The organism is Arthrobacter sp. ASL1, assembly GCF_056680475.1.
This window is the reverse complement of the sequence record NZ_CM155284.1, coordinates 3,198,889-3,220,724: the sequence shown is the minus strand read 5'-3', so window position 1 is coordinate 3,220,724 and position 21,836 is coordinate 3,198,889. Positions and strand designations below refer to the sequence as shown.

At 67.3% G+C, this 21,836-nt stretch carries 22 protein-coding genes; 9 read left to right on the top strand and 13 right to left on the bottom strand.

The genetic code is table 11. From position 1 onward, the window contains the following. The first annotated feature begins 24 nt into the window (after window positions 1-24). Window positions 25-1,167 carry a glutamate--cysteine ligase gene (locus AC1MEQ_RS15325; protein ID WP_479791874.1) on the top strand — a complete coding sequence of 381 codons (1,143 nt, stop codon included), beginning with the start codon at window positions 25-27 and terminating at the stop codon, window positions 1,165-1,167. A gap of 165 nt (window positions 1,168-1,332) precedes the next feature. Here AC1MEQ_RS15325 and tsaD read toward each other — a convergent pair whose 3' ends face one another. After that, window positions 1,333-2,400, bottom strand: coding sequence for a tRNA (adenosine(37)-N6)-threonylcarbamoyltransferase complex transferase subunit TsaD (gene tsaD / locus AC1MEQ_RS15320; RefSeq protein WP_479791873.1), 1,068 nt, complete (start codon window positions 2,398-2,400; stop codon window positions 1,333-1,335). Window positions 2,401-2,559: 159 nt separating this feature from the next. Here tsaD and AC1MEQ_RS15315 point away from each other — a divergent pair, with 159 nt between their 5' ends. Further along, entirely contained in the window at window positions 2,560-3,780 is a 1,221-nt protein-coding gene (locus tag AC1MEQ_RS15315) for an SH3 domain-containing protein (protein ID WP_479791870.1), read from the top strand. Here the strand turns inward: AC1MEQ_RS15315 and AC1MEQ_RS15310 are convergent. Further along, window positions 3,758-4,345 (bottom strand): response regulator transcription factor, encoded by a 588-nt coding sequence (locus tag AC1MEQ_RS15310; protein ID WP_479791868.1) that lies wholly within the window; start codon window positions 4,343-4,345, stop codon window positions 3,758-3,760. The genes AC1MEQ_RS15315 and AC1MEQ_RS15310 overlap by 23 nt on opposite strands. A 114-nt stretch (window positions 4,346-4,459) precedes the next feature. Between AC1MEQ_RS15310 and AC1MEQ_RS15305 the strand changes: the two genes are divergently transcribed. Continuing rightward, a complete protein-coding gene (locus AC1MEQ_RS15305) occupies window positions 4,460-4,882 on the top strand; it encodes a hypothetical protein (protein ID WP_479791865.1) in 423 nt (140 codons plus the stop codon). On the opposite strand, the gene rimI is transcribed toward AC1MEQ_RS15305, so the two are convergent. From rimI to rfbA, 7 genes are all read right to left on the bottom strand, one after another. Then, window positions 4,879-5,310: a ribosomal protein S18-alanine N-acetyltransferase gene (gene rimI, locus AC1MEQ_RS15300; protein WP_479796150.1), complete on the bottom strand. Its 432-nt coding sequence runs from the start codon at window positions 5,308-5,310 to the stop codon at window positions 4,879-4,881. The genes AC1MEQ_RS15305 and rimI overlap by 4 nt on opposite strands. An 11-nt stretch (window positions 5,311-5,321) precedes the next feature. Continuing rightward, a complete protein-coding gene (gene tsaB, locus AC1MEQ_RS15295; protein ID WP_479791864.1) occupies window positions 5,322-6,023 on the bottom strand; it encodes a tRNA (adenosine(37)-N6)-threonylcarbamoyltransferase complex dimerization subunit type 1 TsaB in 702 nt (233 codons plus the stop codon). A 45-nt stretch (window positions 6,024-6,068) separates the two neighbouring features. Next, window positions 6,069-6,836 carry a hypothetical protein gene (locus tag AC1MEQ_RS15290; protein ID WP_479791862.1) on the bottom strand — a complete coding sequence of 256 codons (768 nt, stop codon included), beginning with the start codon at window positions 6,834-6,836 and terminating at the stop codon, window positions 6,069-6,071. Beyond that, entirely contained in the window at window positions 6,833-7,354 is a 522-nt protein-coding gene (locus AC1MEQ_RS15285; protein ID WP_479791860.1) for a hypothetical protein, read from the bottom strand. Before AC1MEQ_RS15285 ends, AC1MEQ_RS15290 begins: the two co-directional genes overlap by 4 nt. Window positions 7,355-7,492: 138 nt before the next feature. Further along, complete coding sequence (gene tsaE, locus AC1MEQ_RS15280; RefSeq protein ID WP_479791858.1) at window positions 7,493-8,062, bottom strand: tRNA (adenosine(37)-N6)-threonylcarbamoyltransferase complex ATPase subunit type 1 TsaE; 570 nt, start codon at window positions 8,060-8,062, stop codon at window positions 7,493-7,495. Then, the gene (alr, locus tag AC1MEQ_RS15275) at window positions 8,055-9,224 is read right to left on the bottom strand and encodes an alanine racemase (RefSeq protein WP_479791856.1); all 1,170 of its coding nucleotides are present in this window, start codon (window positions 9,222-9,224) and stop codon (window positions 8,055-8,057) included. The genes tsaE and alr overlap by 8 nt, the downstream gene beginning before the upstream one ends. 57 nt (window positions 9,225-9,281) lie before the next feature. Further along, the gene (gene rfbA, locus AC1MEQ_RS15270) at window positions 9,282-10,166 is read right to left on the bottom strand and encodes a glucose-1-phosphate thymidylyltransferase RfbA (protein WP_479791854.1); all 885 of its coding nucleotides are present in this window, start codon (window positions 10,164-10,166) and stop codon (window positions 9,282-9,284) included. Window positions 10,167-10,240: 74 nt separating this feature from the next. Between rfbA and rfbB the strand changes: the two genes are divergently transcribed. The 3 genes from rfbB to AC1MEQ_RS15255 all read left to right on the top strand — a co-directional run bounded on the left by rfbB (window position 10,241) and on the right by AC1MEQ_RS15255 (window position 14,168). Continuing rightward, window positions 10,241-11,239, top strand: a complete 999-nt coding sequence (gene rfbB / locus AC1MEQ_RS15265) for a dTDP-glucose 4,6-dehydratase (RefSeq protein ID WP_479791853.1) — start codon at window positions 10,241-10,243, stop codon at window positions 11,237-11,239. A gap of 3 nt (window positions 11,240-11,242) precedes the next feature. Then, window positions 11,243-12,697: a sugar nucleotide-binding protein gene (locus AC1MEQ_RS15260; RefSeq protein ID WP_479791851.1), complete on the top strand. Its 1,455-nt coding sequence runs from the start codon at window positions 11,243-11,245 to the stop codon at window positions 12,695-12,697. Window positions 12,698-12,833: 136 nt separating this feature from the next. Beyond that, window positions 12,834-14,168: a UDP-glucose dehydrogenase family protein gene (locus AC1MEQ_RS15255; RefSeq protein ID WP_479791850.1), complete on the top strand. Its 1,335-nt coding sequence runs from the start codon at window positions 12,834-12,836 to the stop codon at window positions 14,166-14,168. On the opposite strand, the gene AC1MEQ_RS15250 is transcribed toward AC1MEQ_RS15255, so the two are convergent. Both AC1MEQ_RS15250 and AC1MEQ_RS15245 read right to left on the bottom strand, forming a co-directional pair. Then, a complete protein-coding gene (locus tag AC1MEQ_RS15250) occupies window positions 14,169-15,653 on the bottom strand; it encodes an NAD(P)H-hydrate dehydratase (protein ID WP_479791849.1) in 1,485 nt (494 codons plus the stop codon). Between the two features lie 3 nt (window positions 15,654-15,656). Then, on the bottom strand, window positions 15,657-16,007 hold the full coding sequence (locus AC1MEQ_RS15245; protein WP_479791847.1) for a holo-ACP synthase: 351 nt from the start codon (window positions 16,005-16,007) through the stop codon (window positions 15,657-15,659). Window positions 16,008-16,164: 157 nt separating this feature from the next. Between AC1MEQ_RS15245 and AC1MEQ_RS15240 the strand changes: the two genes are divergently transcribed. Continuing rightward, a complete protein-coding gene (locus tag AC1MEQ_RS15240) occupies window positions 16,165-16,740 on the top strand; it encodes a mycothiol transferase (RefSeq protein WP_479791845.1) in 576 nt (191 codons plus the stop codon). Window positions 16,741-16,801: 61 nt separating this feature from the next. Here AC1MEQ_RS15240 and glmS read toward each other — a convergent pair whose 3' ends face one another. Further along, window positions 16,802-18,676, bottom strand: a complete 1,875-nt coding sequence (gene glmS, locus AC1MEQ_RS15235; RefSeq protein ID WP_479791843.1) for a glutamine--fructose-6-phosphate transaminase (isomerizing) — start codon at window positions 18,674-18,676, stop codon at window positions 16,802-16,804. A 127-nt stretch (window positions 18,677-18,803) separates the two neighbouring features. On the opposite strand from glmS, the gene coaA reads away from it, so the two are divergent. Both coaA and mscL read left to right on the top strand, forming a co-directional pair. Further along, on the top strand, window positions 18,804-19,763 hold the full coding sequence (gene coaA, locus AC1MEQ_RS15230) for a type I pantothenate kinase (RefSeq protein ID WP_479791842.1): 960 nt from the start codon (window positions 18,804-18,806) through the stop codon (window positions 19,761-19,763). A gap of 91 nt (window positions 19,764-19,854) precedes the next feature. Then, window positions 19,855-20,253, top strand: a complete 399-nt coding sequence (gene mscL / locus AC1MEQ_RS15225; protein ID WP_479791840.1) for a large conductance mechanosensitive channel protein MscL — start codon at window positions 19,855-19,857, stop codon at window positions 20,251-20,253. Window positions 20,254-20,356: 103 nt separating this feature from the next. Here mscL and glmM read toward each other — a convergent pair whose 3' ends face one another. Then, a complete protein-coding gene (gene glmM / locus AC1MEQ_RS15220; protein ID WP_479791838.1) occupies window positions 20,357-21,703 on the bottom strand; it encodes a phosphoglucosamine mutase in 1,347 nt (448 codons plus the stop codon). Window positions 21,704-21,836: the final 133 nt, after the last annotated feature.

Genomic DNA, 21,836 nt, shown 5'->3' with positions numbered 1-21,836 from the left:
CCTTTTCACATGTCAGGAGCCCGGATGCAGATTGACTTCGCCACCTCACGGCAGTCCACCCTCGGCGTCGAATGGGAAGTAGCGCTCGTTGACCACACCACCGGTGACCTGCGTTCGGTGGCGCAGCAGGTCCTCGAGGGCGTACACGCCGCGCACGGCGGGCTGGACCCGGACGACGAGCACCCGCACATCAAGCAGGAGCTACTGCTGAACACCGTGGAAATCGTCACCGGCGTCTGCGAGACCGTCGCCCAGGCCAAGGCCGAGTTGCACGAGAACCTCGGGGTCATCCGCCAAGTCACCGACCCGCTGGGCATCGACCTCTACTGTGCCGGGTCGCACCCGTTCGCCACCCCGAAGCTGCAGCCGGTCACCGACAAGGAACGCTATGCCCGGCTGATCGACCGCACCCAGTGGTGGGGCCAGCAGATGGTCATCTACGGCGTACACGTCCACGTCGGCTTGGACCGCCGCGACAAGGCACTGCCCATCGTCGACGGACTGGTCAACTACCAGCCGCATTTCCAGGCCATCTCCGCCTCCAGTCCGTTCTGGGGCGGAGAGGACACCGGCTACGCCAGCCACCGGGCCCTGATGTTCCAGCAGCTGCCCACCGCCGGGCTGCCCTACCACTTCGACGACTGGGCGGGTTTCGAAGGCTACGTCGGGGACATGCTGCACACCGGCGTCATCGACGACATCTCCGAGATCCGCTGGGACGTCCGCCCGGTGCCCCGCTTCGGCACCGTGGAGATGCGCATCGCCGACGGGTTGTCCTCACTGCAGGACATTGGCGCCATCGCAGCGCTCACCCAGTGCCTGGTGGACGACATGTCCACCACCCTCGACAACGGCGGGACCATCGGGGTCATGCCGCCCTGGCACCGCACCGAGAACAAGTGGCGCGCAGCCCGCTACGGCATGGATGCCATCATCATCCTCAACGCCGCCGGCGACGAAATGCTGGTCACCGACCACCTCATGCGCGAAATCAACCGGCTCGAACCGATCGCCCGAAAACTCGGCTGCAGCAATGAGCTCGGCGACGTCGAACGCATCATCAACGGTGGAGCCGGCTACCAGTGGCAGCGTAAGATCGCCGCTGCCAATTCCGGTGACCTGCGTGCCGTCGTCCAGGACAACATCGCCCGGATGCACATTGCCTAAAGGCCAAGACGCCGGTACCACGACGTGCGATGCCGTCGCTTGTACCCCGTCGCCGCTCGACGAAGCCGTTCCCGGGAACAGCTAGCCGTTGGTGGACGTCATCCCGCTGACACGGCGGAACAGATCCCCGTCGTCCAGCGTCCTTCCCTCGCGTACCCGTCGCGTCTACAGGCTGATTTGGGACACGGGCTGGCCGGAGTCGGCGGAGAAGCCGATGCCTGTGGGCCGGACACCGTTGATCACCAGTTGCGCGGCCAGCGCCGCAACCATCGCCCCGTTGTCGGTGCAGAGGCCGATCGGAGGGATCCGCAGGTTGATGCCAGCCGACGTGCAGCGGGCCGCCAGGAGTTCGCGCAGGCGGGAGTTCGCCGCCACTCCCCCGCCCAGCAGCAGGTTCTCCAGGCCGTGCTCGGTGCAGGCCATGACCGCCTTCTTGGTCACCACGTCCACGACCGCTTCCTGGAAGGATGCGGCGATGTCGGCAACCGGAACCTCCTCGCCACGGGCCTGGTATTGCTCGACGCAACGGGCCACGGCGGTCTTCAGCCCGGAGAAGGAGAAGTCGTACCGGTGCTTTCCCGGCGCTTCTGCAGTGCCGAGGAACTTGGGCAGCGTCAGGCCGCGCGGGAACCGAATGGCCTTCGGATCGCCCTCGCGCGCCAGCCTGTCGATCACCGGTCCGCCCGGGTACCCCAACCCGAGTAGCCGGGCCACCTTGTCGTAGGCTTCGCCGGCGGCATCGTCGATGGTGGCCCCCAGCAGTTCGATGTCGGAGGCCAGCGAGTTCACGCGAAGGATCTCGGTGTGCCCGCCGGAAACCAGCAGTGCGCCAAGGCTGGAAGGCAAGGTGCCGCCGTCTAGCACCCCCACCCCCACATGGGCCACCAGGTGGTTGATCGCGTAGAGCGGCTTGCCGGTGGCCAGGGCGACGGCCTTCGCGGCAGCGACGCCGACCATCAGCGCGCCGGAGAGGCCCGGTCCGGAGGTGACGGCGAGCGCGTCGATGTCGTTCAGGGTGACCCCGGCGGTCGAGAGCGCCTCCTGCAGCGTGGGGACGAACGCGTCCAGATGCGCACGGGAGGCGATCTCGGGGATCACCCCGCCGAACCGGACGTGTTCGTCCATCGACGAGGACACCGTGTTGGCCAGCAGCTCGGTTCCCCGGACGATCCCGACACCGGTTTCGTCGCAGGAGGATTCGATTCCGAGGACCAGCGGAGCGGGGGAAGTCATGCACCCAGTTTAGTGCCGACGCCAGGTCGGCCGTGGCATGAGGCAAGACACCATGGCGGAGCGGCATTCCTTCGGTTACGATCCCTAGGACCATTGATCGCACCGGCGATGCGGCACCTGACGACAGGGACGGCGGACCGGGTCTGGAAAGGACCACCCATGCGCCGCACCGCGCTCGTCGCAGCACTGGCATTGCTGCTGGGCAGCCTCGCCCCCGTCCCCGCGCTCGCCTCCGGAGCCACGGTCCCGACCGCCCCGGTGGTTGCAGCGGTTTCCGGTACGACGGCGGTGGCGGCCTCGGCACCACGCCGCGCCATCACTACCGCCAAGGTCCCGTCGACCCCGCCTGTGCAGTACCAGGTCACCCGCGCCTATGACCTGCGGGCGACGCCCTCGGCGTCCGGCCGCAAGCTGGCCAAGGTCAAAGTCGGCGCTTACCTCGTCGCCCGGTCGATGAAGGGCAAGTGGATCCGGACTACGCATGCAGGCAAGGCCGGTTGGTTCCCCGCGTCGTACGCGCGGAAGTTGTCCCAGCCCCGGTACGAAACGGTGCGGAAAACGGCGCTGCATTCAGCCCCGGGAAAAGGCAGCACGGTCGCCACCATCACCCGCGGCAAGCAGCTGGTGGCCACGGGCCGGGTCTCGGGCAGTTACCTGCAGCTCTACAGTGCGGGAAGGACCGGGTGGGCCAAGCGCACCGATGTCCGGCGCACCGTGAACGGGAAGTTCCAGACTTCCAGCGCGACACCGCTCTATGCGTCCTCGACCTCGGCCAAAAAGCTCGCCACTGTCCCGGCCGACTACACGCTGGCCAGCCGGGGCAGCGCCACGGCCAGGGGCCGCGTCCAGGTCGAATACGGATCGGCGACCGGTTGGATCCAGACGTCGCGGGTCTCCAAAGTTGCACTTTCCACGAAGACGGGCAAGCTCAGCTGGCGACAGTCGGCCGCCAAGAACATCTCCCGGTGGTGCCGGTCGGTTCCGATCACCGCAGGGCCGGGACTCGGGAACTACGCTGAGGCCAGCGGGTGGACCGGGAAATACGTCGAGCGGATCACCCTGGATACCAGCAGCGGCTTCGGGGGGCGGCTGGATCCCAATCATCCGCAGGCCATCGCCATCCAGTACCACGAGTGCGCACACATTCTGCAATACCGCGCCTTCACCTACGATTTCGCGGCCATGGCCCGGCGCATGAACGCCGTCTACGGCAACCGGAACGGCACGGAACACATGGCAGACTGCATGGCCGTTGCCATGGGAGCCCGCCTGTCCGGAACCGAGAAGAACGGCTGGAGCTGGACCGCGGGCTACGGCGGGAAATGCACTTCCAAACACCTGGCTGCGGCCCGCAAGGTCATCGCCGGTCACCGCATCTAGGACCGGGGCCCCCCGGGGAGCGGGCGGCGGCCGGACTACGCCGCGGATGCCGCCCGGTAGCCGATCCCGCGGACCGTCTCGATCCAGCGGGGGCCTTGGCATTGTCGCCGAGTTTGCGTCGCAGGTTTCGGACGTGGACCTCGACGCTGCGCTCATCGGCCTCGGACACGAAGGGGCCGGAGTCCGCGTCCTCGTCGCGCAGCCGACGGACCAGGGAGGTTTTGGTCCGGGCGGTTCGCCCGCTGGCCAGGATCGCGTGGAGCAGCGTGAACTCGGTCGGGGTTCCGGCGATTTCACCGTCATCGACCCGAACGGAGATCGCGGGCGGATCAAGTACCAGCCCGTTGAGACGAAGCCTGCCCACCGGTTCGCCGTTCCCGGCCGTGCTCGGATCCGCGGCGGCGTCCGGCACCTGCTCCCCGTCGCCGACCGACGCTGCCTGCAACGCCTCACGGTCCCGGGCTCGACGGCGCATGATGGCTTCGATGCGTGCCCGCAACTCGCGGGGGCTGAAGGGCTTGGTGAAGAAATCATCGGCGCCGGTTTCCAGCCCCAGAACCAGCACCTGGGGTTACAAAACTTTTGCGCAAGTTCCCTGCAGTCCCGACCGGGACAACCTCGAGCCGATCTTGAGCATGCCTTGAGTGGTTCCGAGGGGTGGGCGGCGCACCATGATCCCATGACCCGCGCCGAACCACGGGATGCCCCCGGAGCCAGCACCCTCGTGTGTGCCGCTGCCCCGCATTCGGTGGTGGACCAGCTCGGTACCGCGGCGGCCGCGGCCTTCGTCGAGCGTTTCATCCGCCTCTGGCCGGATCGGCGTCAACGCCGGCACCTCGCGGTGGAGCAGTGCGATGCCGAGGCCGGAAGGGACGCCGCACTCTCGCTGGTCTCGAGCGCCACCATGGCCGGTGCCCATCGTCGGGCCGAACTCTGTTCGCAGCTTCATTCCGGCGTGCCCCAATCGACGGCCCTCTCGGCGTGGACGGAGGCCGCGGACCTGGTCAACGAGATCGACCGACAGGGCGAGGAGTCCGTCGCCGACGTGTCGCGTCTCGCGCGGGACATCTGCCCCGGCAACCGTCGCGCCGAAGGGGGCTAGGCCGGGTCCAGCTCCAACCGCATGACGAGCGCATCCACGCCACCCGGATAGTACCGGCGGCGTGTGTGGATGTGCTCGAACCCGAACCTGGTGTAGAGCGTCTGGGCCCGTGGATTATCGGCCCGGACCTCCAGCAGGACATCCCGTGCCCCGCGTTCGCGGGCCTCGTCGATCAGCTGGCCCAGCAGCGTGGAGCCGATGCCCTGCCCCTCGAATTCCGGCAGGACCGCGATGGTCTGCACATCCGCCAGCGGGAGCACGCACATCATCCCGCAGTAGGCGACGATGTTCCCGCCATCCTCCGCGACCCAATATCTGCGCGTCGTCGGCTGTCCCAACTCGTCGCGGAACATCTCCAGCGGCCAGGCATCCTCGGGGAACAACCGGCACTCGAGTTCCCACACGGCCGGGATATCCGCCTCGGTCATGTCCCGGTAGATCACGACGCCGGTGCACCCTTCATCTGCGCAGGCACCTTTGCGTCCGAATCACGCAGGTAGAGGGGGGTCGTGGGCAGCAGTTCCCCGCCCGCCGCCAGGATCCGGATGGCCCAGGCACCGAGCGAAGCCGCCGAGGGCTGGCGGTCGGCGAACCGGTCCACTACCCGTGCGCCGTTCGCGGCCAGCCGTTCTCCATAGATGCCCGCCCCGGCACCGTGGACGGGCACGGCGGGCAGCGTCTCGGCGGCGCCGACACGGGGACCGTCCAGCAGGGTGCCGTCGGCGGCGTAACGCGCCCAGTAGAGCTCCTTGCGCCGGGCATCGATGGCCACGGTGAAGCCATGGTCGCGGTCACCACTGGGTGAAGTGTCGACCAGCACGTCGTGCGCCAAGGCGTTCAGGCTCATGGCCCCGTGGACGGGGACCCCCCATGCGAAACCGAGGGCTCGTGCCGTCGCGATGCCCACGCGCAGTCCGGTGAACGGGCCGGGCCCCACGCCGACGACGATGGCGTCGATGTCCGCACCCGAGCTTCCCGATTCGGCGAGAAGACCCTGGATGCCGGGGGCAAGGACCTCGGAGTGGGTGTTGGTCTCGTCCGTGTGGAACGACGCCAGCAATTGGGCTGCCGAGCCCGGGGAACGGGTCCTCAGCAAGGCGGCGGAAGCGGTGGCGGAGGTGTCGATGGCCAGAATAAGCACGGCTCCATCGTATGCGGGCGCAGGATCCCTGTCAGCCGCGCGTCCTCAGATCTGCTGGGCAGCTTCGAGGATCCGCCAGATCTCGCCACTTCTGATCGGCACCAGGCGGATCATGGGGACACCGGCGGACGCCACGTGTCCGAAGGCGAAATTCCCGTTGTCAACGGTCCCGATGAACCCGTGTCCGGTCCCCGCAGGGGTCACGACGTCCCAGACGAACCAATCGTCGTTCCACAGCTCCCGGGCGTTCTCGAATTCGTGGGGCGGCGGCCCCGCCGTCCCGTGGGCCCGGGCGGTGAATACGGGGACCGGGAGTTCCAGCCGCTGGTCAGCTGGTGGGGCCCCCGGCCGGACCCCGGCCCAGGCGCACAGGAGTGTGGGGATCTCATGGGTATCCAAGTTCCTGATGGCCACGGGCAATTCCGCGCCCTGGACCGGCGCGTGGTCACCCGAGGCTCCTCGCAAGGTGGCAGCGTCGGGGCCGACACTCAGCGTGCTGTCCTCGGAGCCGCCATAGATCCTGACGTCGGACGTCAACCCCTGGTGGCGTCCGGTCGCGTTCCAGATGGATGTCGGATTCGCTGCGGCGGGGAGCACTTCGCGGGCCTGCTCGCTGAAGCGGCCCGCCGCATCCACCCACCCCTGGGCTGCGAGCTCCGCGACCAGGGACCGCCGTTTGCGGATGGTCGAGCGGCGGAGCCCCCGACCCGGCCACGCCTGAACCATGATGTCCCACGCGGCGGGTCGAATCAGGGGTCCACTGGGCCAAGCGGCATCGGCGGCCTCCCGGTCACCGGTCGATGGGGCGTTCATGCGGCGACTTGGATCCTGTCTTCCAGCTCGTCGAAGTCCTGAATATGGCGGCGGAAATGGTCGAGGGGGCACGTTGCCGCGATCTCCAGCGTACGCTCCCCCAGGGGCATGACCCAACGCCTGGTAAACAGGGCCACCCCGGTACGCCGGTGCGTCAGATCCATGCGCCGGGCCGAAAAACCGGAAATGTGGGTCCTCCCGACGTCAACCACGAAGAGGCCGCCGATTCCCTGCATGATGTTGCGGGACTGGTACTCGACCGCAATGATGCTGCTGGACGGAACGGACCCCCAGGGAATGCCGGTCGCACGGTTTCCGACCGGTCGGGAGAGGATATCGAGCCCCTGCACGGTCACCGGTACCGCGTCGCCGGTCTGCCCGGGAGCCTCGCCGACCTGACCGTCGCCCCGGCCCGAATCGGCTGCCCCGCCGAGCCCCGTGTGGCAGGCCAGATAGTTGCAGCCGAAGGCCTCGAGTCGTCTCCAGCCCGCAGGCAATTCCACGTCAACCAGTCTCATGCCTGCCAGCCTTCCCATCCAATCCAGCCTAGGTGGGGTGCGACGACTCCGCGATGGGGAGAACTCCCCATCGCTGCACGGCGCCAGGCGCGCCGGCCTGGCGACGGTCACCGGGCGAGATGCCGCGAATCCCTAGCCTCAGAAGAGCCGGCGGTTCGTCCACGCGGGGCCGAAGGCGACGACGGTGATCGTCCGCGGTTCGTCGTCATCCGTTTCCGGATATTCCAGGATGGGGGCACCATCGTGTCCGGCCATCGTGGAGCCCGTCTCGCGGACGAGGGTGATCTCCAGCCGCGAGTCGCTGAGCTGCTCCGCCTTGCCGAGCCCCCACTCGACCACGGTGACCGAGCGGTCCATGCTCGCTTCCAGGTCCAGGTCCTCGAGTTCCCCGGCACCGGAGAGCCGGTAGGCGTCCACATGCACCAGGTCCGGGCCCCCCGTTACCGACGGGTGGATCCGTGAGAGGACGAATGTCGGCGAGATGATGCCCTCGCGCACGCCGAGGCCCGCCCCGAGCCCCTGGGTGAACGTGGTTTTCCCGGCGCCGAGTTCCCCAGTGAGCAACAGCAGGTCGCCGGGCAGCAGTGCGGCGCCGATGCGTGCCGCGAGATCCTGCGTCGATTCGGCTCCAATCGTGTTGACCTCGGCGGTCCAGATGGGGGCCCCTGCCTCGGCTTCCCGGCCGGCGGTGGCCGTGGTGTCAGGCATCCTTGGGCCCCCAGGATCCCTCGACGTACAAGCGGGGCACGCGCGGGGAGATCCGTGTGACGATCTCATAGTTGATGGTGTGTGCCGCGGCCGCCCATTCGTCGGCCGAAGGCCCGTCGCCACCGAAGAGGACCACTTCGGCCCCGACCAGCGAGGCCGGGTCGCTGACCTGGCCGAGGTCGACAACGAACTGGTCCATCGCGATCCGTCCGCGGCTGAGCAGTTTGCGCCCGTCGATGAGCACCGGGCCCTCCACGGCGGATCGCGGCACGCCATCGCCATAGCCCATCGGGATCAGCGCCAGGGAGGTCGGCTCGGCGGTCCGGTAGGTCAACCCGTAGGAGACGCCCTGACCCGCCGGGACGTTCTTGACATTGGCGATGCGTGCCACCAGCCGCATGGCCGGCCGCAGGCCCAGCTGCCGGGACGTCTGGTCGGCAAACGGGCTCAACCCGTACATGCCCAGGCCCAGGCGCACCAGGTCAAAATGCGCGTCCGGGCGGGACAGGATGGCCGGGGTGTTGGCCGCATGACGCACCTCCAGGTCGAAACCCGCGTCTTCTGCGAGGCTCACCGCCTCACGGAACAATTCCAGCTGGCTGTCGGTTTCGCCGCGGTCCGGTTCATCGGCGACCGCCAGATGGGTGAAGACGCCGACCACGCGCAGCAGCCCCTCCTCCTGGTAGGCCGCGGCAGCCCCGAGCAGCCGTTCCCATTGGGCCGGGGGGCAGCCGTTTCGGCCCAGTCCGGTATCGATCTTCAGGTGCACGCGTGCGGGACGTTCTGCCTGTTTGGCTGCCGCGGCGATGTAGTCCAGCTCCCAGCCGGAGACCCCGAGGTCGATGTTCCGGGCGATGGCCTCGGCGAAGGGCGCGTCGGTGGTGTGCAGCCAGGCCAGCGTGGGGGCGGTGATCCCCGCTTTGCGCACTACCAGTGCCTCGCTGATGTGGGCGAACCCCAACCAACCCGCGCCGGCCTGCAGCGCCGCGGCCGCGACGGGCAGGACACCGTGCCCGTACGCGTCGGCCTTGAGCACCGCCATGACGGTCGCTGGTGCGGCGAGTTCGATCACGCGCTTGACGTTGTCCCGGATCGCCGAGAGGTCGATTTCCGCCCGGCGTTCAAAATCCGGACCGGGCCCGAACCCCTGGTCCGTGGGCATGGTGCCGCCTTCCTCTACCCGGGGCGCAGTTTGCGAAGTCACGCCATCATTGTCGCATCAGCTGCCGACGCGTTGGTTCGCGGAATCCAGCAGGTTCAGCAGGTACCGGCCGTAGCCGCTCTTGACCAGGGGCCGGGCCAGGGCATCGAGCTGGGCGTCGGTGATGAAGCCCTGCCGCCAGGCGATCTCCTCGGGGGCGCTGAGCTTCAGGCCCTGCCTGGCGTCGATGGTGCGGATGTAGTTGGACGCGTCATTCAGTGACTCGAACGTCCCGGTGTCCAGCCAGGCAGTGCCCCGGGGCAGGACGGAGACCTTCAGCTCGCCCATTTCCAGGTAGCGGCGGTTCACGTCCGTGATCTCCAGCTCACCGCGCGGCGAGGGCTTCAGCGCCCGGGCGATCTCCACGACGCGGTTGTCGTAGAAATACAGGCCCGGCACCGCGTAGTTGCTGCGCGGGTTCTCGGGCTTTTCCTCCAACGACACCGCGTTGCCCTGCGCGTCGAATTCCACGACGCCATAGGCCTGGGGGTCCGCCACGTGGTACCCGAAGACCGCGGCGCCGGTGAGGTCACCGAGTTTCTGCAGCTGGGTGCCCAGGCCCGAACCGTAGAAGATGTTGTCGCCGAGCACGAGCGCGACCTTGCCGTCGCCAATGTGGTCCTCGCCGATCAAAAACGCCTGGGCCAACCCGTCCGGGGACTCCTGCACGGCATAGCTCAACTGAAGACCCCATTGCGATCCGTCGCCGAGCAGGCGCTGGAACTGGTCCGCATCGTGCGGGGTCGTGATGAGCAGGATCTCCTTGATGCCGGCGAGCATGAGCGTGGCCAACGGGTAGTAGATCATCGGCTTGTCGTAGACCGGGACGAGCTGCTTGCTGATGCCCTGGGTGATCGGGTGCAGCCGCGAGCCCGTACCACCGGCGAGAATGATTCCCCTCATGGGCCCAACCGTACTGTGTCGTGACCCCGGAACGGTAGGGCACGACGGCGGCGCGACCGGGTAATGTCTTGCCCATGGTCAATCTCGTGGTCACCGGCGGTGCCGGCTTCATCGGTTCGAACTTCGTGCATTACGTCCTGGAGAACACCGACGCGCGGGTCACCGTACTGGACAAACTGACCTATGCCGGGAACACGGCCTCGCTGGAAGGCCTGGATCCGGAGCGGTTCCGCCTGGTCGAAGGCGACATCTGCGACGCCTCCCTGGTGGACACCCTCCTCGGCGAGGCCGACGCCGTCGTGCACTACGCCGCCGAGTCGCACAACGACAACTCGCTGCACGATCCGCGTCCGTTCCTGGATACCAACATCACCGGGACGTTCACCCTGCTCGAGGCCGCCCGCAAACACGGCACCCGGTACCACCACATCTCCACCGACGAGGTCTACGGGGACCTCGAACTCGATGACCCGCAGCGTTTCACCGAACACACCCCCTACAACCCCTCCAGCCCGTACTCCTCGACCAAGGCCGGATCTGACCTGCTGGTCCGCGCCTGGGTCCGCTCCTTCGGGGTGGCCGCGACGATCAGCAACTGCTCGAACAACTACGGGCCCTACCAGCATGTGGAGAAGTTCATCCCCCGCCAGATCACCAACCTGATCGACGGGGTGCGCCCCCGCCTCTACGGCAGCGGGGCCAACGTGCGCGACTGGATCCACGCCGATGACCACTCCAGCGCCGTCTGGACGATCCTGAACCACGGGCGCATCGGGGAAACCTACCTCATCGGTGCCGACGGCGAACGCAACAACCTCGACGTCGTGAAGGCCCTGCTGCAGGTCTTCGGGCAGGAACCCGACGCGTTCGAGCACGTCACCGACCGGGCCGGGCACGACCTGCGCTACGCCATCGACTCCACGAAGCTGCGCACCGAACTCGGCTGGGCCCCGGCCCGCGCCGACTTCGCCGCCGGCCTGGCCGACACCGTCACCTGGTACCGCGACCACGAGCCCTGGTGGCGTCCGCAGAAGGCGGCGACCGAGGCGAAGTACCAACAGGCAGGACACTAGGCCATGGCCACCCACGAAAAGCCCACCGGCCCCGCCCCCCTGGCCGCCACGCCCGTGGAGAACATCCCCGGGATGCTCGTGGTGTCCCTGCCCGTGCACGGGGACAACCGCGGCTGGTTCAAGGAGAACTGGCAACGCGCGAAGATGACCGCCCTGGGCCTGCCGGACTTCGGGCCCGTGCAGAACAACATCTCCTTCAACGCCGCCGCCGGCACCACCCGCGGCATCCACGCCGAGCCCTGGGACAAGTATGTCTCCGTGGCCACCGGCCGGATCTTCGGCGCCTGGGTCGACCTGCGCGCCGGGGCGTCCTTCGGGGAGGTCTTCACCACCGAGCTCGGACCGGACACCGCGGTGTTCGTCCCCCGCGGGGTCGGCAACGCCTTCCAGACCCTGGAAGAAGACACCGCCTACACCTACCTCGTCAACGACCACTGGTCCGCCGAGGCCACCTCGAAGTACGCGTTCGTGAACCTCGCCGACGAAACCGCCGCCATCGCCTGGCCCATCCCCCTGGAACAAGCCCAACTCTCCGACAAGGACCGCGCCCACCCCCGGCTCGCCGACGTCGACCCCGTCGCCCCGCTACGCACCCTCGTCCTGGGCGCCGGCGGACAACTCGGCACCGCACTGCGTCGGCACTTCGCCGACCGCGACGACATCGACTACGCCACCCGCACCGACCTGGACCTCACCGATACCGCGGGCCTGGCTGCGCGGGACTGGTCCGGATACGCCACGATCATCAACGCCGGCGCCTACACCCGCGTGGACGAGGCCGAAACCCCGGCCGGCCGGACCGCCGCCTGGGCGGCGAATGCCACCGGGGTCGCCGCCCTGGCGCGGATCTGCACCGAGAATTCCCTGCGGCTGGTCCACGTCTCCAGCGACTACGTCTTCGACGGCACCTCCCCCGCCCCCTACCCCGAGGACGCCGCCCTGTCACCGCTGGGTGTCTACGGCCAGTCCAAGGCCGCCGGGGACCTGGCCGTCGCCACCGTGCCGGAGCACTACCTCATCCGCACCAGCTGGGTCATCGGGGACGGCAACAACTTCGTGAAGACCATGCTCGCCCTCGCCGCACGCGGCATCAGCCCCGCCGTCGTCAACGACCAATACGGCCGCCTGTCCTTCACCGACACCATCGCCGCGGGCATCGCACACCTGCTGGCCACCGGGGCACCTGCCGGGACGTACAACCTGACCAACGCCGGTGAACCGGCCAGCTGGGCCGACATCGCCGTGGAGGCATACGCCGCCGCGGGACGGAACCGCGGCGACGTCACCGGGATCAGCACCGCGGAGTACTTCGCCGGCAAACAGGCGGCCCCCCGCCCCCTGAACTCGGTATTGGACCTGACTCGCATCCACGCCACCGGCTTCGAACCACGCGACCAGCACGAGGCACTGCACGCCTACCTCGCCGCCCAAGCCCACGACACAGCCGGCCCCGCCTGATCGCCACGGTACGCCGCGCGAACGCCCAACATTCCGCCAGCGGACAGTGTGCATTCACCGTCTTCCCACCGGCAACCCACCCGGCACGGTTAACATGGTCGGAGTCCACCCCGCCCCACACAACAGTTAGGCGCAGATGACGCTCAGGATTTCAGTGATCGGTACCGGTTACCTCGGCGCGACCCACGCAGCGTGCATGGCCGAGCTCGGATTCGAGGTCATCGGGGTGGATGTCGACCAGGCGAAGATCGACCGGCTGTCCCAGGGCGAGTTGCCGTTCCATGAGCCCGGCCTGCCGGAGCTGCTGGTCAAGCACGTGCGGTCGGGGCGCCTGCGGTTCACCACCGACTACGCCGAGATCGGCGGGTGGGCCGATGTCCACTTCGTCGGCGTCGGAACCCCCGAACGCGCCGCCGATCGCGGGGCAGACCTGCGCTATGTCGATGCCGCCGTCAGGTCGCTGGCACGGCATATCACCCGCGATGCACTCATCGTCGGGAAGTCCACGGTCCCGGTCGGCACGGCGCGGCGCCTGGCCGGCGTCATTGCCTCCGAGGCACGGCCGGGCGTGGAGCTGGAATTGGCGTGGAACCCCGAATTCCTGCGCGAGGGATTCGCCGTGAAGGACACCCTGACCCCTGACCGGCTGGTTTTCGGCATCGACTCCGCTGCTGCCGAAGCCCGGTTGCGCGAGGTCTACGCGCGGGCCCTGGGCCAGGACACCCCGCTCATCATCACCGACTTCGAGACCGCCGAACTGGTCAAGGTCGCCGCCAACGCGTTCCTCGCCACCAAGATCTCGTTCATCAACGCGTTCTCCGAGGTCACCGAGACGGTCGGCGGCGACATCCGCACGCTGGCCGACGCCCTGGGCTTCGATTCGCGCATCGGCCGGAAGTTCCTCAATGCCGGGATCGGGTTCGGCGGGGGCTGCCTGCCCAAGGACATCCGGGCCCTGCAGACGCGGGTCAGCGAGCTGGGGCTGAACCACACGATGGCCTTCCTGCACAACGTCGACGACATCAACCTGCGTCGCCGTGACCGGGTGGTTTCGCTGGCCCACCAGATGCTCGACGATTCCGTCGCCGACCGGCGCATCGCCGTGCTCGGCGTGGCGTTCAAGCCCGACAGCGACGACGTCCGGGACTCACCGGCACTGGACGTCGCCGGGCGCCTGTACAACAACGGCGCCGAGGTCACGGTCTACGACCCGGAGGGCAATGAGAATGCACGACGGCGGTTCCCCCGCCTCGGGTATGTGGACTCGGTGGCTGATGCCGTCCGCGATGCCGACCTGGTGTTGCTGCTGACGGAGTGGAACGAGTTCAAGGCGCTGACGCCCGCGGACCTGGCCCCTTGGGTGCGCGGAACCCGTCTGGTCGACGGCCGCAACGTACTGGATCACGCCCAGTGGGAGGAAGCCGGCTGGACTGTCGCCGCGCTCGGGCGCAAGTTCGATCCGGCTGGCTGATTACGCCAGGTAGCCTTCCCTGCCGGCTACCTGGGCCAGCCGGCCGGCACCGAAGCCGCCGTCCCGACCCGCGATGCGGGCCGCTTCCCCGTGGCGGTAGGCTGCCGCGGCGGCCAGTTCCACGAGGCCATGCGTCGAGTCTCCTGCGGCGTCGGAAGTCGCGAGCATCGCGCCCAGCATCCCGGTCAACACGTCGCCGCTGCCCGCCGTGGCCAGCTGGGCCGGCCCGTTGAGGCTGACCACCATGTATCCGTCGGGGGCCACGCAGATCGTCGAGTGGCCCTTCAACAGCACCACCGATGAATAGCCGACGGCCGCCCAGCGGGCCCAGCGGACCGGATCGGCCTCGATGTCGGCGACCGTGACCCGCACCCCTGCCTTGCCCAAAAGGTCCTCGAGTTCACCGGCGTGGGGCGTCAAGACGAGTCCCGTATGCCCCTGGGCCGGCTGGAGGGCACGCAGCGCGCTGGCATCGATGACCGCCCGCTGGTGGGAGTCCAGAACCTGCTCGACGGCGGCCAGCTGGTCCTCGTCCTCGGCGATCCCGGGTCCCATGGCCCAGGCGTCGACCCGCACGTCGGGCCCCTCGGCCGGAACCGCTTCGGGGACGGCTGCGGCCAGCAACGCCGCGGGGCGTTCCGGGGCCAGGGTGCGCAACATCCCGACGGACGTGTTCACGGCGGCCGTCGCGGCCAGCACCGCAGCACCTGGATACCGGTCGGAACCGGCGATCAGGCCGAGCACGCCGCGTGAGTATTTGTGCAGGTCCCCCGTCGGCCGGGGAGTGAGGGCGCCGGCGTCGGTGCCGGTGATGATCCGCAGGTCGGGCTGGCCGAGCACCGCTTCCAGACCGATGTCGACAACCTCGACACGGCCGGCCAGCAAACGGCCGGTCCCGACGCAGAGACCGGTCTTCATCGCCCCGAAGGTAACGGTCAGATCCGCTGGCAGGACGCCGCTGGGCGCCGCCCCGGTGTCCGCGTCCACCCCGGAGGGCAGGTCGCAGGCCACCACCGGCAGATCGGCGGGGACCTCGGGCAGGGAGAGGCGCCCCTGCGCCCCGGTGCCCAGCACTGCGTCGATCACCAGGTCGACACCTCGTAGCGCCTCGGCGGCAGCACGGAAGCGGGTTTTCCCGCGGGCACCCGAGGCCGGAACCCCGCCGTCGATCACCCGGCCGCCGGTGCGGCGGAAGGCAGCCAGTGCTTCCGGGTGCGCGCGGTCCCCCAGCAAGATGGCGGTGCAGGAAACGCCGCGACCTGCCAACGTGGCCAGCGCATAGAGCCCATCACCGCCGTTGTTGCCCGTGCCGATCAGGGCTGCGACCCGGGCGCCGTAAACGGCCCCATAGCGAGCGCGGAGCAGTGCCATGGTGTGGTGGGCGAGTCCGTGGGCCGCCGTTCGCATGAGCCCGGCGCCTTCTCCAGCCTCGAGGAGTCCGGCTTCGGCGGCGCGGATTTGTGTTCCCGTATATACATTGATCATGGTCTAGCGCTCCGCAACGACCATGGCCGTGGCCAGGTCGCCATCATGGCTGAGGGACAGGTGCCAATATTGGACGTCTTTCGCGATGGCGGCGTCGGCGACCGTCCCGTCCACCAGCACCTGGGGGTCCCCTGCTGCGTCGACGACCACTTGGCAGTGCTGCCAGTTCATTCCCACTGGCGCTCCGAGGGCCTTGGCGACGGCTTCCTTGGCGGCAAACCGCGCAGCCAGGGAACGGATGTTCAATTCTCGTTCTGCCGGTACGAACAGCCGCTCGCGAAGGGCCGGGGTGCGTTCGAGTTGGGCTCTGAACCGGGAAACCTGCACTACATCAACGCCAATGCCGACAATCATGCCACCAGCTTATCTGTTGTTGCCCCGGGCCAGGCCCGCATGGGTACCGGCGCCGTCGTCAATAACGCCAGCACGCTCGGCTCCGCGACGACGCGGAGGGCTTGGGCCGTCGGGCGTACGGGGGTAGCCTCGGTTCCCCCACCTTGAAGGAGCCACCATGTCCTCTCCGGCCGCCCTGGAATTGCTCGTCGATGGCTTCGGCCGTGTTGCAGAAACCGTCTCCGTCCTGGTCCACGACGCCGATCCCCGTTGGTTGTCGTACCAGCCAGATGCCGCGTCAAACTCCGTCGCCTGGCTGGTGTGGCACTTGGCGCGCGTGCAGGACGACCACCTGGCCGACCTCGCTGCGGTGCTCGCGGGACGGTCCGCACCCGCCGAACACGGCGGGCACCGGATTCCCGACGGACAGCAGTGGCAGCAGGGTGGCTGGGCCGAACGGTTCAACCTGCCCTACGGTCCCCACGACACGGGATTCGGCCATGGCGTCCACGATGTTGCTGCCTTCTCCGTCACCGATGGGCGCCTGCTGGGCGGATACCATGCGGCGGTGCACCAGGCCACCCTGGCGATCGTCGGGTCGCTCGAGGAGACGGACTTTCACCGGGTCGTGGATCGACGGTGGCAGCCGGAGGTCTCGGCAGCGTCGCGGCTGGTCAGCGTCCTCAACGACACGACCCAGCACGCCGGGCAGGCGGCCTATGTCTTCGGCTTGGCCGATCGCGCCCTCGGGTAGACACGCAAACGCCCCGGTACCACGCAGGTTCCGGGGCGTTGCAGGGGGGTGCGGTCGAACGCTACTCGACGGTGACGGACTTCGCCAGGTTGCGCGGCTGGTCGACATCGAATCCCTTGGCGCTGGCCAATTCACATGCGAAGAGCTGCAACGGCACGGTGGCCAGCAGCGGCATCAGGAGGGTCGGGGTCTCCGGAACGTGGAAGACGAACTCCGCATAGTCGCGGACTGCCTCGTCGCCGGCCTCGGCAATCACCAGGGTCTTGGCGCCGCGCGCCCGGACTTCCTGGATGTTCGAGACCACCTTGGAGTGCAGCGAGTGCCGTCCCCGCGGGGAAGGCACGACGACGAACACCGGCTGGCCATCGTCGATCAGGGCGATCGGCCCGTGCTTCAGCTCACCGGCGGCGAAGCCTTCGGCGTGGATGTAGGCGATCTCCTTGAGCTTGAGGGCTCCTTCCATGGCCACCGGGTAGCCGACGTGGCGGCCGAGGAACAGCACGGAGCTGGCGTCGGACATCGAGCGGGCCAGTTCCTTGATGACATCGGCCCGGTCGAGGACGTCCTGGATCTTCGCTGGGATGTCCTGCAGGTCGGCCAGGATGTCCTTGATCTGCCCGCTGAACAGGTTGCCGCGCAGCTGCGCGAGGTACAGGCCGAGGACATACGTGGCGGTGATCTGTGCGAGGAAGGCCTTGGTCGACGCCACGGCGATTTCCGGTCCGGCATGCGTATAGAGGACGGCGTCGGATTCGCGGGGAATCGTCGAGCCATTGGTGTTGCAGATGGACAGGGTCTTGGCACCCTGCTCCTTGGCATAGCGGACTGCCATCAGCGTGTCCATGGTTTCCCCGGACTGCGAGATCGACACGATCAGCGTGCTGGCATCCACGATCGGATCGCGATAGCGGAATTCGTGGCTGAGCTCGACCTCCACCGGGATGCGGCACCAGTGCTCGATGGCGTACTTGGCAACCGACCCGGCATAGGCAGAGGTGCCACACGCCAACACGATGATCTTCGAGATCCCGGCCAGCTCGGAGGCGTCGATGCGCAATTCGTCCAGCGTCATCCGGCCGTCGGCGTCGTAACGGCCCAGCAGGGTGTCGGCGACGGCGGCCGGCTGGTCAAAGATCTCCTTCTCCATGAAGGAGTCGAAGCCGCCCTTCTCTGCCGCGGCGGCGTCCCAGTCCACATGGAACTCGGTGCCTTCCGCCGGATTGCCGTAGAAGTCGGTGATGGTGTGGTTGTCCGGGGTGATCGTGACGATCTGGTCCTGTCCGAGCTCGACCGCGCGGCGGGTGAAGTCGATGAACCCGGAGACGTCGGAGCCCAGGAAGTTCTCCCCCTCCCCCAATCCGACGACGAGTGGCGAGTTGCGGCGGGCGGCGACGACGACGCCTGGCTGTTCCTCGTGGATGGCCAACAACGTGAATGCGCCCTCGAGGCGTTGGCACGCCAGCTGCATGGACGTGGCCAGATCGCGTCCACCGGCATGCGCGTAGATGTCGCCCAGCAGGACGGCCGCTACCTCGGTATCGGTCTCGGATTCGAAGGTGTATCCGGCGGAAAGCAGTTCCTTGCGTAGCTCCGCGAAGTTCTCGATGATGCCGTTGTGGATCATCGCCAGCTTGCCACCGTCGGCGAGGTGGGGGTGCGCGTTGCTGTCCGAGGGACCGCCGTGCGTTGCCCATCGGGTGTGGCCGATCCCGGTCAACGATGCGGGCAACGGGTTGGCATCGAGTTCGTTGATGAGGTTGACCAGCTTGCCGGCCTTCTTCCGGGATTCGACACCGGACTCTACGAGCACGGCCACTCCCGCGGAGTCGTAGCCGCGGTATTCCAACCGCCGCAGACCCTCGAGCACCACGTCGAGGGCACCGTGGTCACCGGTCGTTTTTCCTGGACGGCCTACATAGCCAACAATTCCACACATGGACCCAAGAATACCGTGCCTGGGCACCTTCCCCGGCCATGGCCGGCTGCGGGCGCCTGATCGTTGCGCACGACTAAACGGCAACACCGGTTTGGGGTAATCGCCCCGGCCTTGGCACAATTCAGGGGTGACCTCACCCCGAGACAATGACGCCGGAGTGTCCCCCTATGTGGAATTGGACCGGCAGACCTGGGCACGGTTGTCCAACGAGATCACCCAACCGCTGGACGAAGGCGACCTGATCCGGCTCAGCGGGCTTGGTGAAAAGTTGGATCTGACGGAGATCCGAGATGTCTACCTTCCGCTGTCGCGCCTGTTGAATCTCTATGTCCAGGCGGCGGGGCAACTTCACCAGGCCACCAACACCTTCCTCGGCGAGTCCACCCGCCGCACCCCATTCGTCATCGGCGTCGCGGGATCAGTTGCCGTCGGCAAGTCCACGACCGCCCGCGTCCTTCAGGAAATGCTGCGCCGCTGGCCGGACACACCCAACGTCGAGCTGGTGACGACCGACGGATTCCTCTATCCGAATGAGGTCCTGGAACGTCGCGGGCTCATGCACCGCAAGGGCTTTCCCGAATCATATGACCGCCGTGCGCTGTTGCGTTTCGTATCAACGGTCAAGTCCGGTGCCGACGAGGTTCGGGCGCCCTGGTATTCGCATCTGACGTACGACATTGTCCCGGGGAAGGAAGTCATCGTGCACCGCCCCGACGTCCTCATCGTCGAGGGCCTCAATGTCCTGGCCCCCGCCCAGGTCCGATCGGACGGTACCGCAGGACTCGCGCTCAGCGACTTTTTCGACTTTTCGGTCTACGTGGATGCCCGAACGCCCGCCATTGAGAATTGGTACGTCAGCCGTTTCATGAAGTTGCGCAGCGGTGCCTTCGCCGATCCGGCGTCGTATTTCCATCGCTATTCGAGCCTGACCGATTCGCAGGCCCGCGAAACGGCCCTGGGGATCTGGCGGCGGATCAACGAGCCCAACCTGCGGGAAAACGTCCTGCCGACGCGGGGCAGGGCGCAGCTGGTGTTGACAAAGGACAGTGACCATTCGATCCGCCGGATGCTGCTGCGGAAGATCTGACAACCTTCAGAATCCACTATTCACGACATATTCATGACGTTCATCGTCCAATTCCCGACATTCGCCATTCAGTCTGGGTAGAGTGAGCCGCATGTTACAGGGATTCAAGGAATTCATCATGAAGGGCAATGTCGTAGACCTTGCCGTCGCCGTTGTGATTGGTGGCGCATTTGCCACCGTCGTCGACGCACTGGTGAACAGCGTGCTGATGCCGCTGATCTCCGTGCTCGTGGGTACGCCGAACTTTGACAATTTCCTGGCCGTTGGCCCGGAACACGCGATCAAGATCGGTGTCCTCCTTACCGCCGTCGTCAACTTCCTGCTCGTGGCTGCAGCCATCTACTTCGTCGTAGTGATGCCGATGAACAAGATCATCGAGCGCCGCGACGCACGTCTGGCCGCTGGCATGCCCGCGGTAGAAGAAGAAGTCGATGCGCAGGTCCTCCTGTTGACCGAGATCCGCGATTCCCTCAGAACGACGCGCGGCTAAGACCTGGCACTCCCGGTCGCAGCCAGCGATCGTCTCGACCCGTGGGCTCCATCCATCGGATGGGGCCCACCCTTTTGCCCTTTTCCGGCTGCTTCGGCGGGATCTACAGGGCCAGTTCGGCCAGGACCACGCCCGCAAGCCGATTGGCCACCGCACCGGCCACAGCGTGGTCGGTTGCCTCAACCATGACCCGGACGACCGGTTCGGTGCCCGAGGGACGAAGCAGTACCCGTCCGGAACCGCCAAGCTCCGCTTCGGCGCCCAGGATGGCCTGCGAAACCGCGGTGTTCGTGTGGGCACCGTATTTGTTGACGCCCTTGACGTTGATCAGGACCTGCGGCAGCACGGTCATGACCGTGGCCAGCTCCTTGAGTGATTTTCCGGTTGCCGCAACGCGGGAGGCTATCTGCAACCCGGTGAGCACGCCATCACCGGTGGTGGCGAAATCCGCGAAGATGACATGGCCGGATTGCTCACCGCCCAGCGTGTAGGAACCCGAACGCATCTCCTCCAGGACGTAGCGGTCACCAACTCCGGTTTCGGCGACATGGATACCGGCGTTCTCCATGGCAATCTTCAGGCCCAAATTGCTCATCACCGTGGCGACGAGGGTGTTGTCCTTGAGCCGGCCGGATTCTTTGAGCGCCACGGCCATGATCGCCATGATCTGGTCGCCGTCGATGACAGTTCCCTCGTGGTCAACGGCGAGGCAGCGGTCGGCATCTCCATCGTGGGCAATGCCGAGGTCTGCGCCTTCCGCGACGACTCGCTCCTGGAGCTTTTCCAGGTGGGTGGAACCGTACCCATCGTTGATGTTGTTGCCGTCCGGGCTGGCCCCGATGACGACCACCTCGGCGCCTGCCGTGGCAAAAGCCTCGGGTGAGCAGCCGCTGGCAGCGCCGTGGGCGCAGTCCAAAACGACCTTGAGCCCGTCCAAGCGGTGGGGCATGGTCTTGAGCAGGTGGACGACATACCGGTCCTCGGCGTCGGCAAAGCGCCGGATGCGGCCGACGTTGCCTCCGACGGGCCGCGGGGGGTCCTCCTGGAGCTGGGCTTCGATGGCGTCTTCCTGGGCGTCGGAGAGCTTCTGGCCCCCGCGGGCCAGGAACTTGATCCCGTTGTCCGGTGCCGGGTTGTGCGATGCCGAGATGACCACGCCGAAGTCCGCTTCCATGTCGGCGATGAGGTATGCGGCCGCAGGCGTGGGAAGGATTCCGGCGTCGAACACATCGACGCCGACCGAGGCGAATCCGGCCTCGATGGCCGAGGCAATGAAGTCACCGCTGATCCGAGGGTCGCGCGCAACGACCGCCAGGGGGCGTTTTCCCTCGGGTACAGTCTGCAGGCCGAGCACCACGGCGGCTGCCTCTGCCAGGTTCATGGCAAGCGCCGGGGTGATCAGTACATTTGCTTTTCCACGCACGCCATCGGTGCCAAATAATGTAGCCATCCTGCCCATCTTATCGCTCGCCTGGTGGAATATTGGGCACACCCGCAACGATCCGGCCACACTTTCGGCCAACCGGGTGCCGTTTACTCGCCCAGCCGAGAATGCTTGTTAACGTCCGAGGACCCCAGGGCTT

Bases quoted from the DNA above. Each gene is read 5' to 3' on its own strand.
- AC1MEQ_RS15325 (WP_479791874.1), top strand. From the start codon at position 25: ATGCAGATTGACTTCGCCACCTCACGGCAGTCCACCCTCGGCGTCGAA.
- tsaD (WP_479791873.1), bottom strand. From the start codon at position 2,400: ATGACTTCCCCCGCTCCGCTGGTCCTCGGAATCGAATCCTCCTGCGAC.
- AC1MEQ_RS15315 (WP_479791870.1), top strand. From the start codon at position 2,560: ATGCGCCGCACCGCGCTCGTCGCAGCACTGGCATTGCTGCTGGGCAGC.
- AC1MEQ_RS15305 (WP_479791865.1), top strand. From the start codon at position 4,460: ATGACCCGCGCCGAACCACGGGATGCCCCCGGAGCCAGCACCCTCGTG.
- rimI (WP_479796150.1), bottom strand. From the start codon at position 5,310: ATGACCGAGGCGGATATCCCGGCCGTGTGGGAACTCGAGTGCCGGTTG.
- AC1MEQ_RS15290 (WP_479791862.1), bottom strand. From the start codon at position 6,836: ATGAACGCCCCATCGACCGGTGACCGGGAGGCCGCCGATGCCGCTTGG.
- AC1MEQ_RS15285 (WP_479791860.1), bottom strand. From the start codon at position 7,354: ATGAGACTGGTTGACGTGGAATTGCCTGCGGGCTGGAGACGACTCGAG.
- tsaE (WP_479791858.1), bottom strand. From the start codon at position 8,062: ATGCCTGACACCACGGCCACCGCCGGCCGGGAAGCCGAGGCAGGGGCC.
- alr (WP_479791856.1), bottom strand. From the start codon at position 9,224: ATGCCCACGGACCAGGGGTTCGGGCCCGGTCCGGATTTTGAACGCCGG.
- rfbA (WP_479791854.1), bottom strand. From the start codon at position 10,166: ATGAGGGGAATCATTCTCGCCGGTGGTACGGGCTCGCGGCTGCACCCG.
- rfbB (WP_479791853.1), top strand. From the start codon at position 10,241: ATGGTCAATCTCGTGGTCACCGGCGGTGCCGGCTTCATCGGTTCGAAC.
- AC1MEQ_RS15260 (WP_479791851.1), top strand. From the start codon at position 11,243: ATGGCCACCCACGAAAAGCCCACCGGCCCCGCCCCCCTGGCCGCCACG.
- AC1MEQ_RS15255 (WP_479791850.1), top strand. From the start codon at position 12,834: ATGACGCTCAGGATTTCAGTGATCGGTACCGGTTACCTCGGCGCGACC.
- AC1MEQ_RS15250 (WP_479791849.1), bottom strand. From the start codon at position 15,653: ATGATCAATGTATATACGGGAACACAAATCCGCGCCGCCGAAGCCGGA.
- AC1MEQ_RS15245 (WP_479791847.1), bottom strand. From the start codon at position 16,007: ATGATTGTCGGCATTGGCGTTGATGTAGTGCAGGTTTCCCGGTTCAGA.
- AC1MEQ_RS15240 (WP_479791845.1), top strand. From the start codon at position 16,165: ATGTCCTCTCCGGCCGCCCTGGAATTGCTCGTCGATGGCTTCGGCCGT.
- glmS (WP_479791843.1), bottom strand. From the start codon at position 18,676: ATGTGTGGAATTGTTGGCTATGTAGGCCGTCCAGGAAAAACGACCGGT.
- mscL (WP_479791840.1), top strand. From the start codon at position 19,855: ATGTTACAGGGATTCAAGGAATTCATCATGAAGGGCAATGTCGTAGAC.
- glmM (WP_479791838.1), bottom strand. From the start codon at position 21,703: ATGGCTACATTATTTGGCACCGATGGCGTGCGTGGAAAAGCAAATGTA.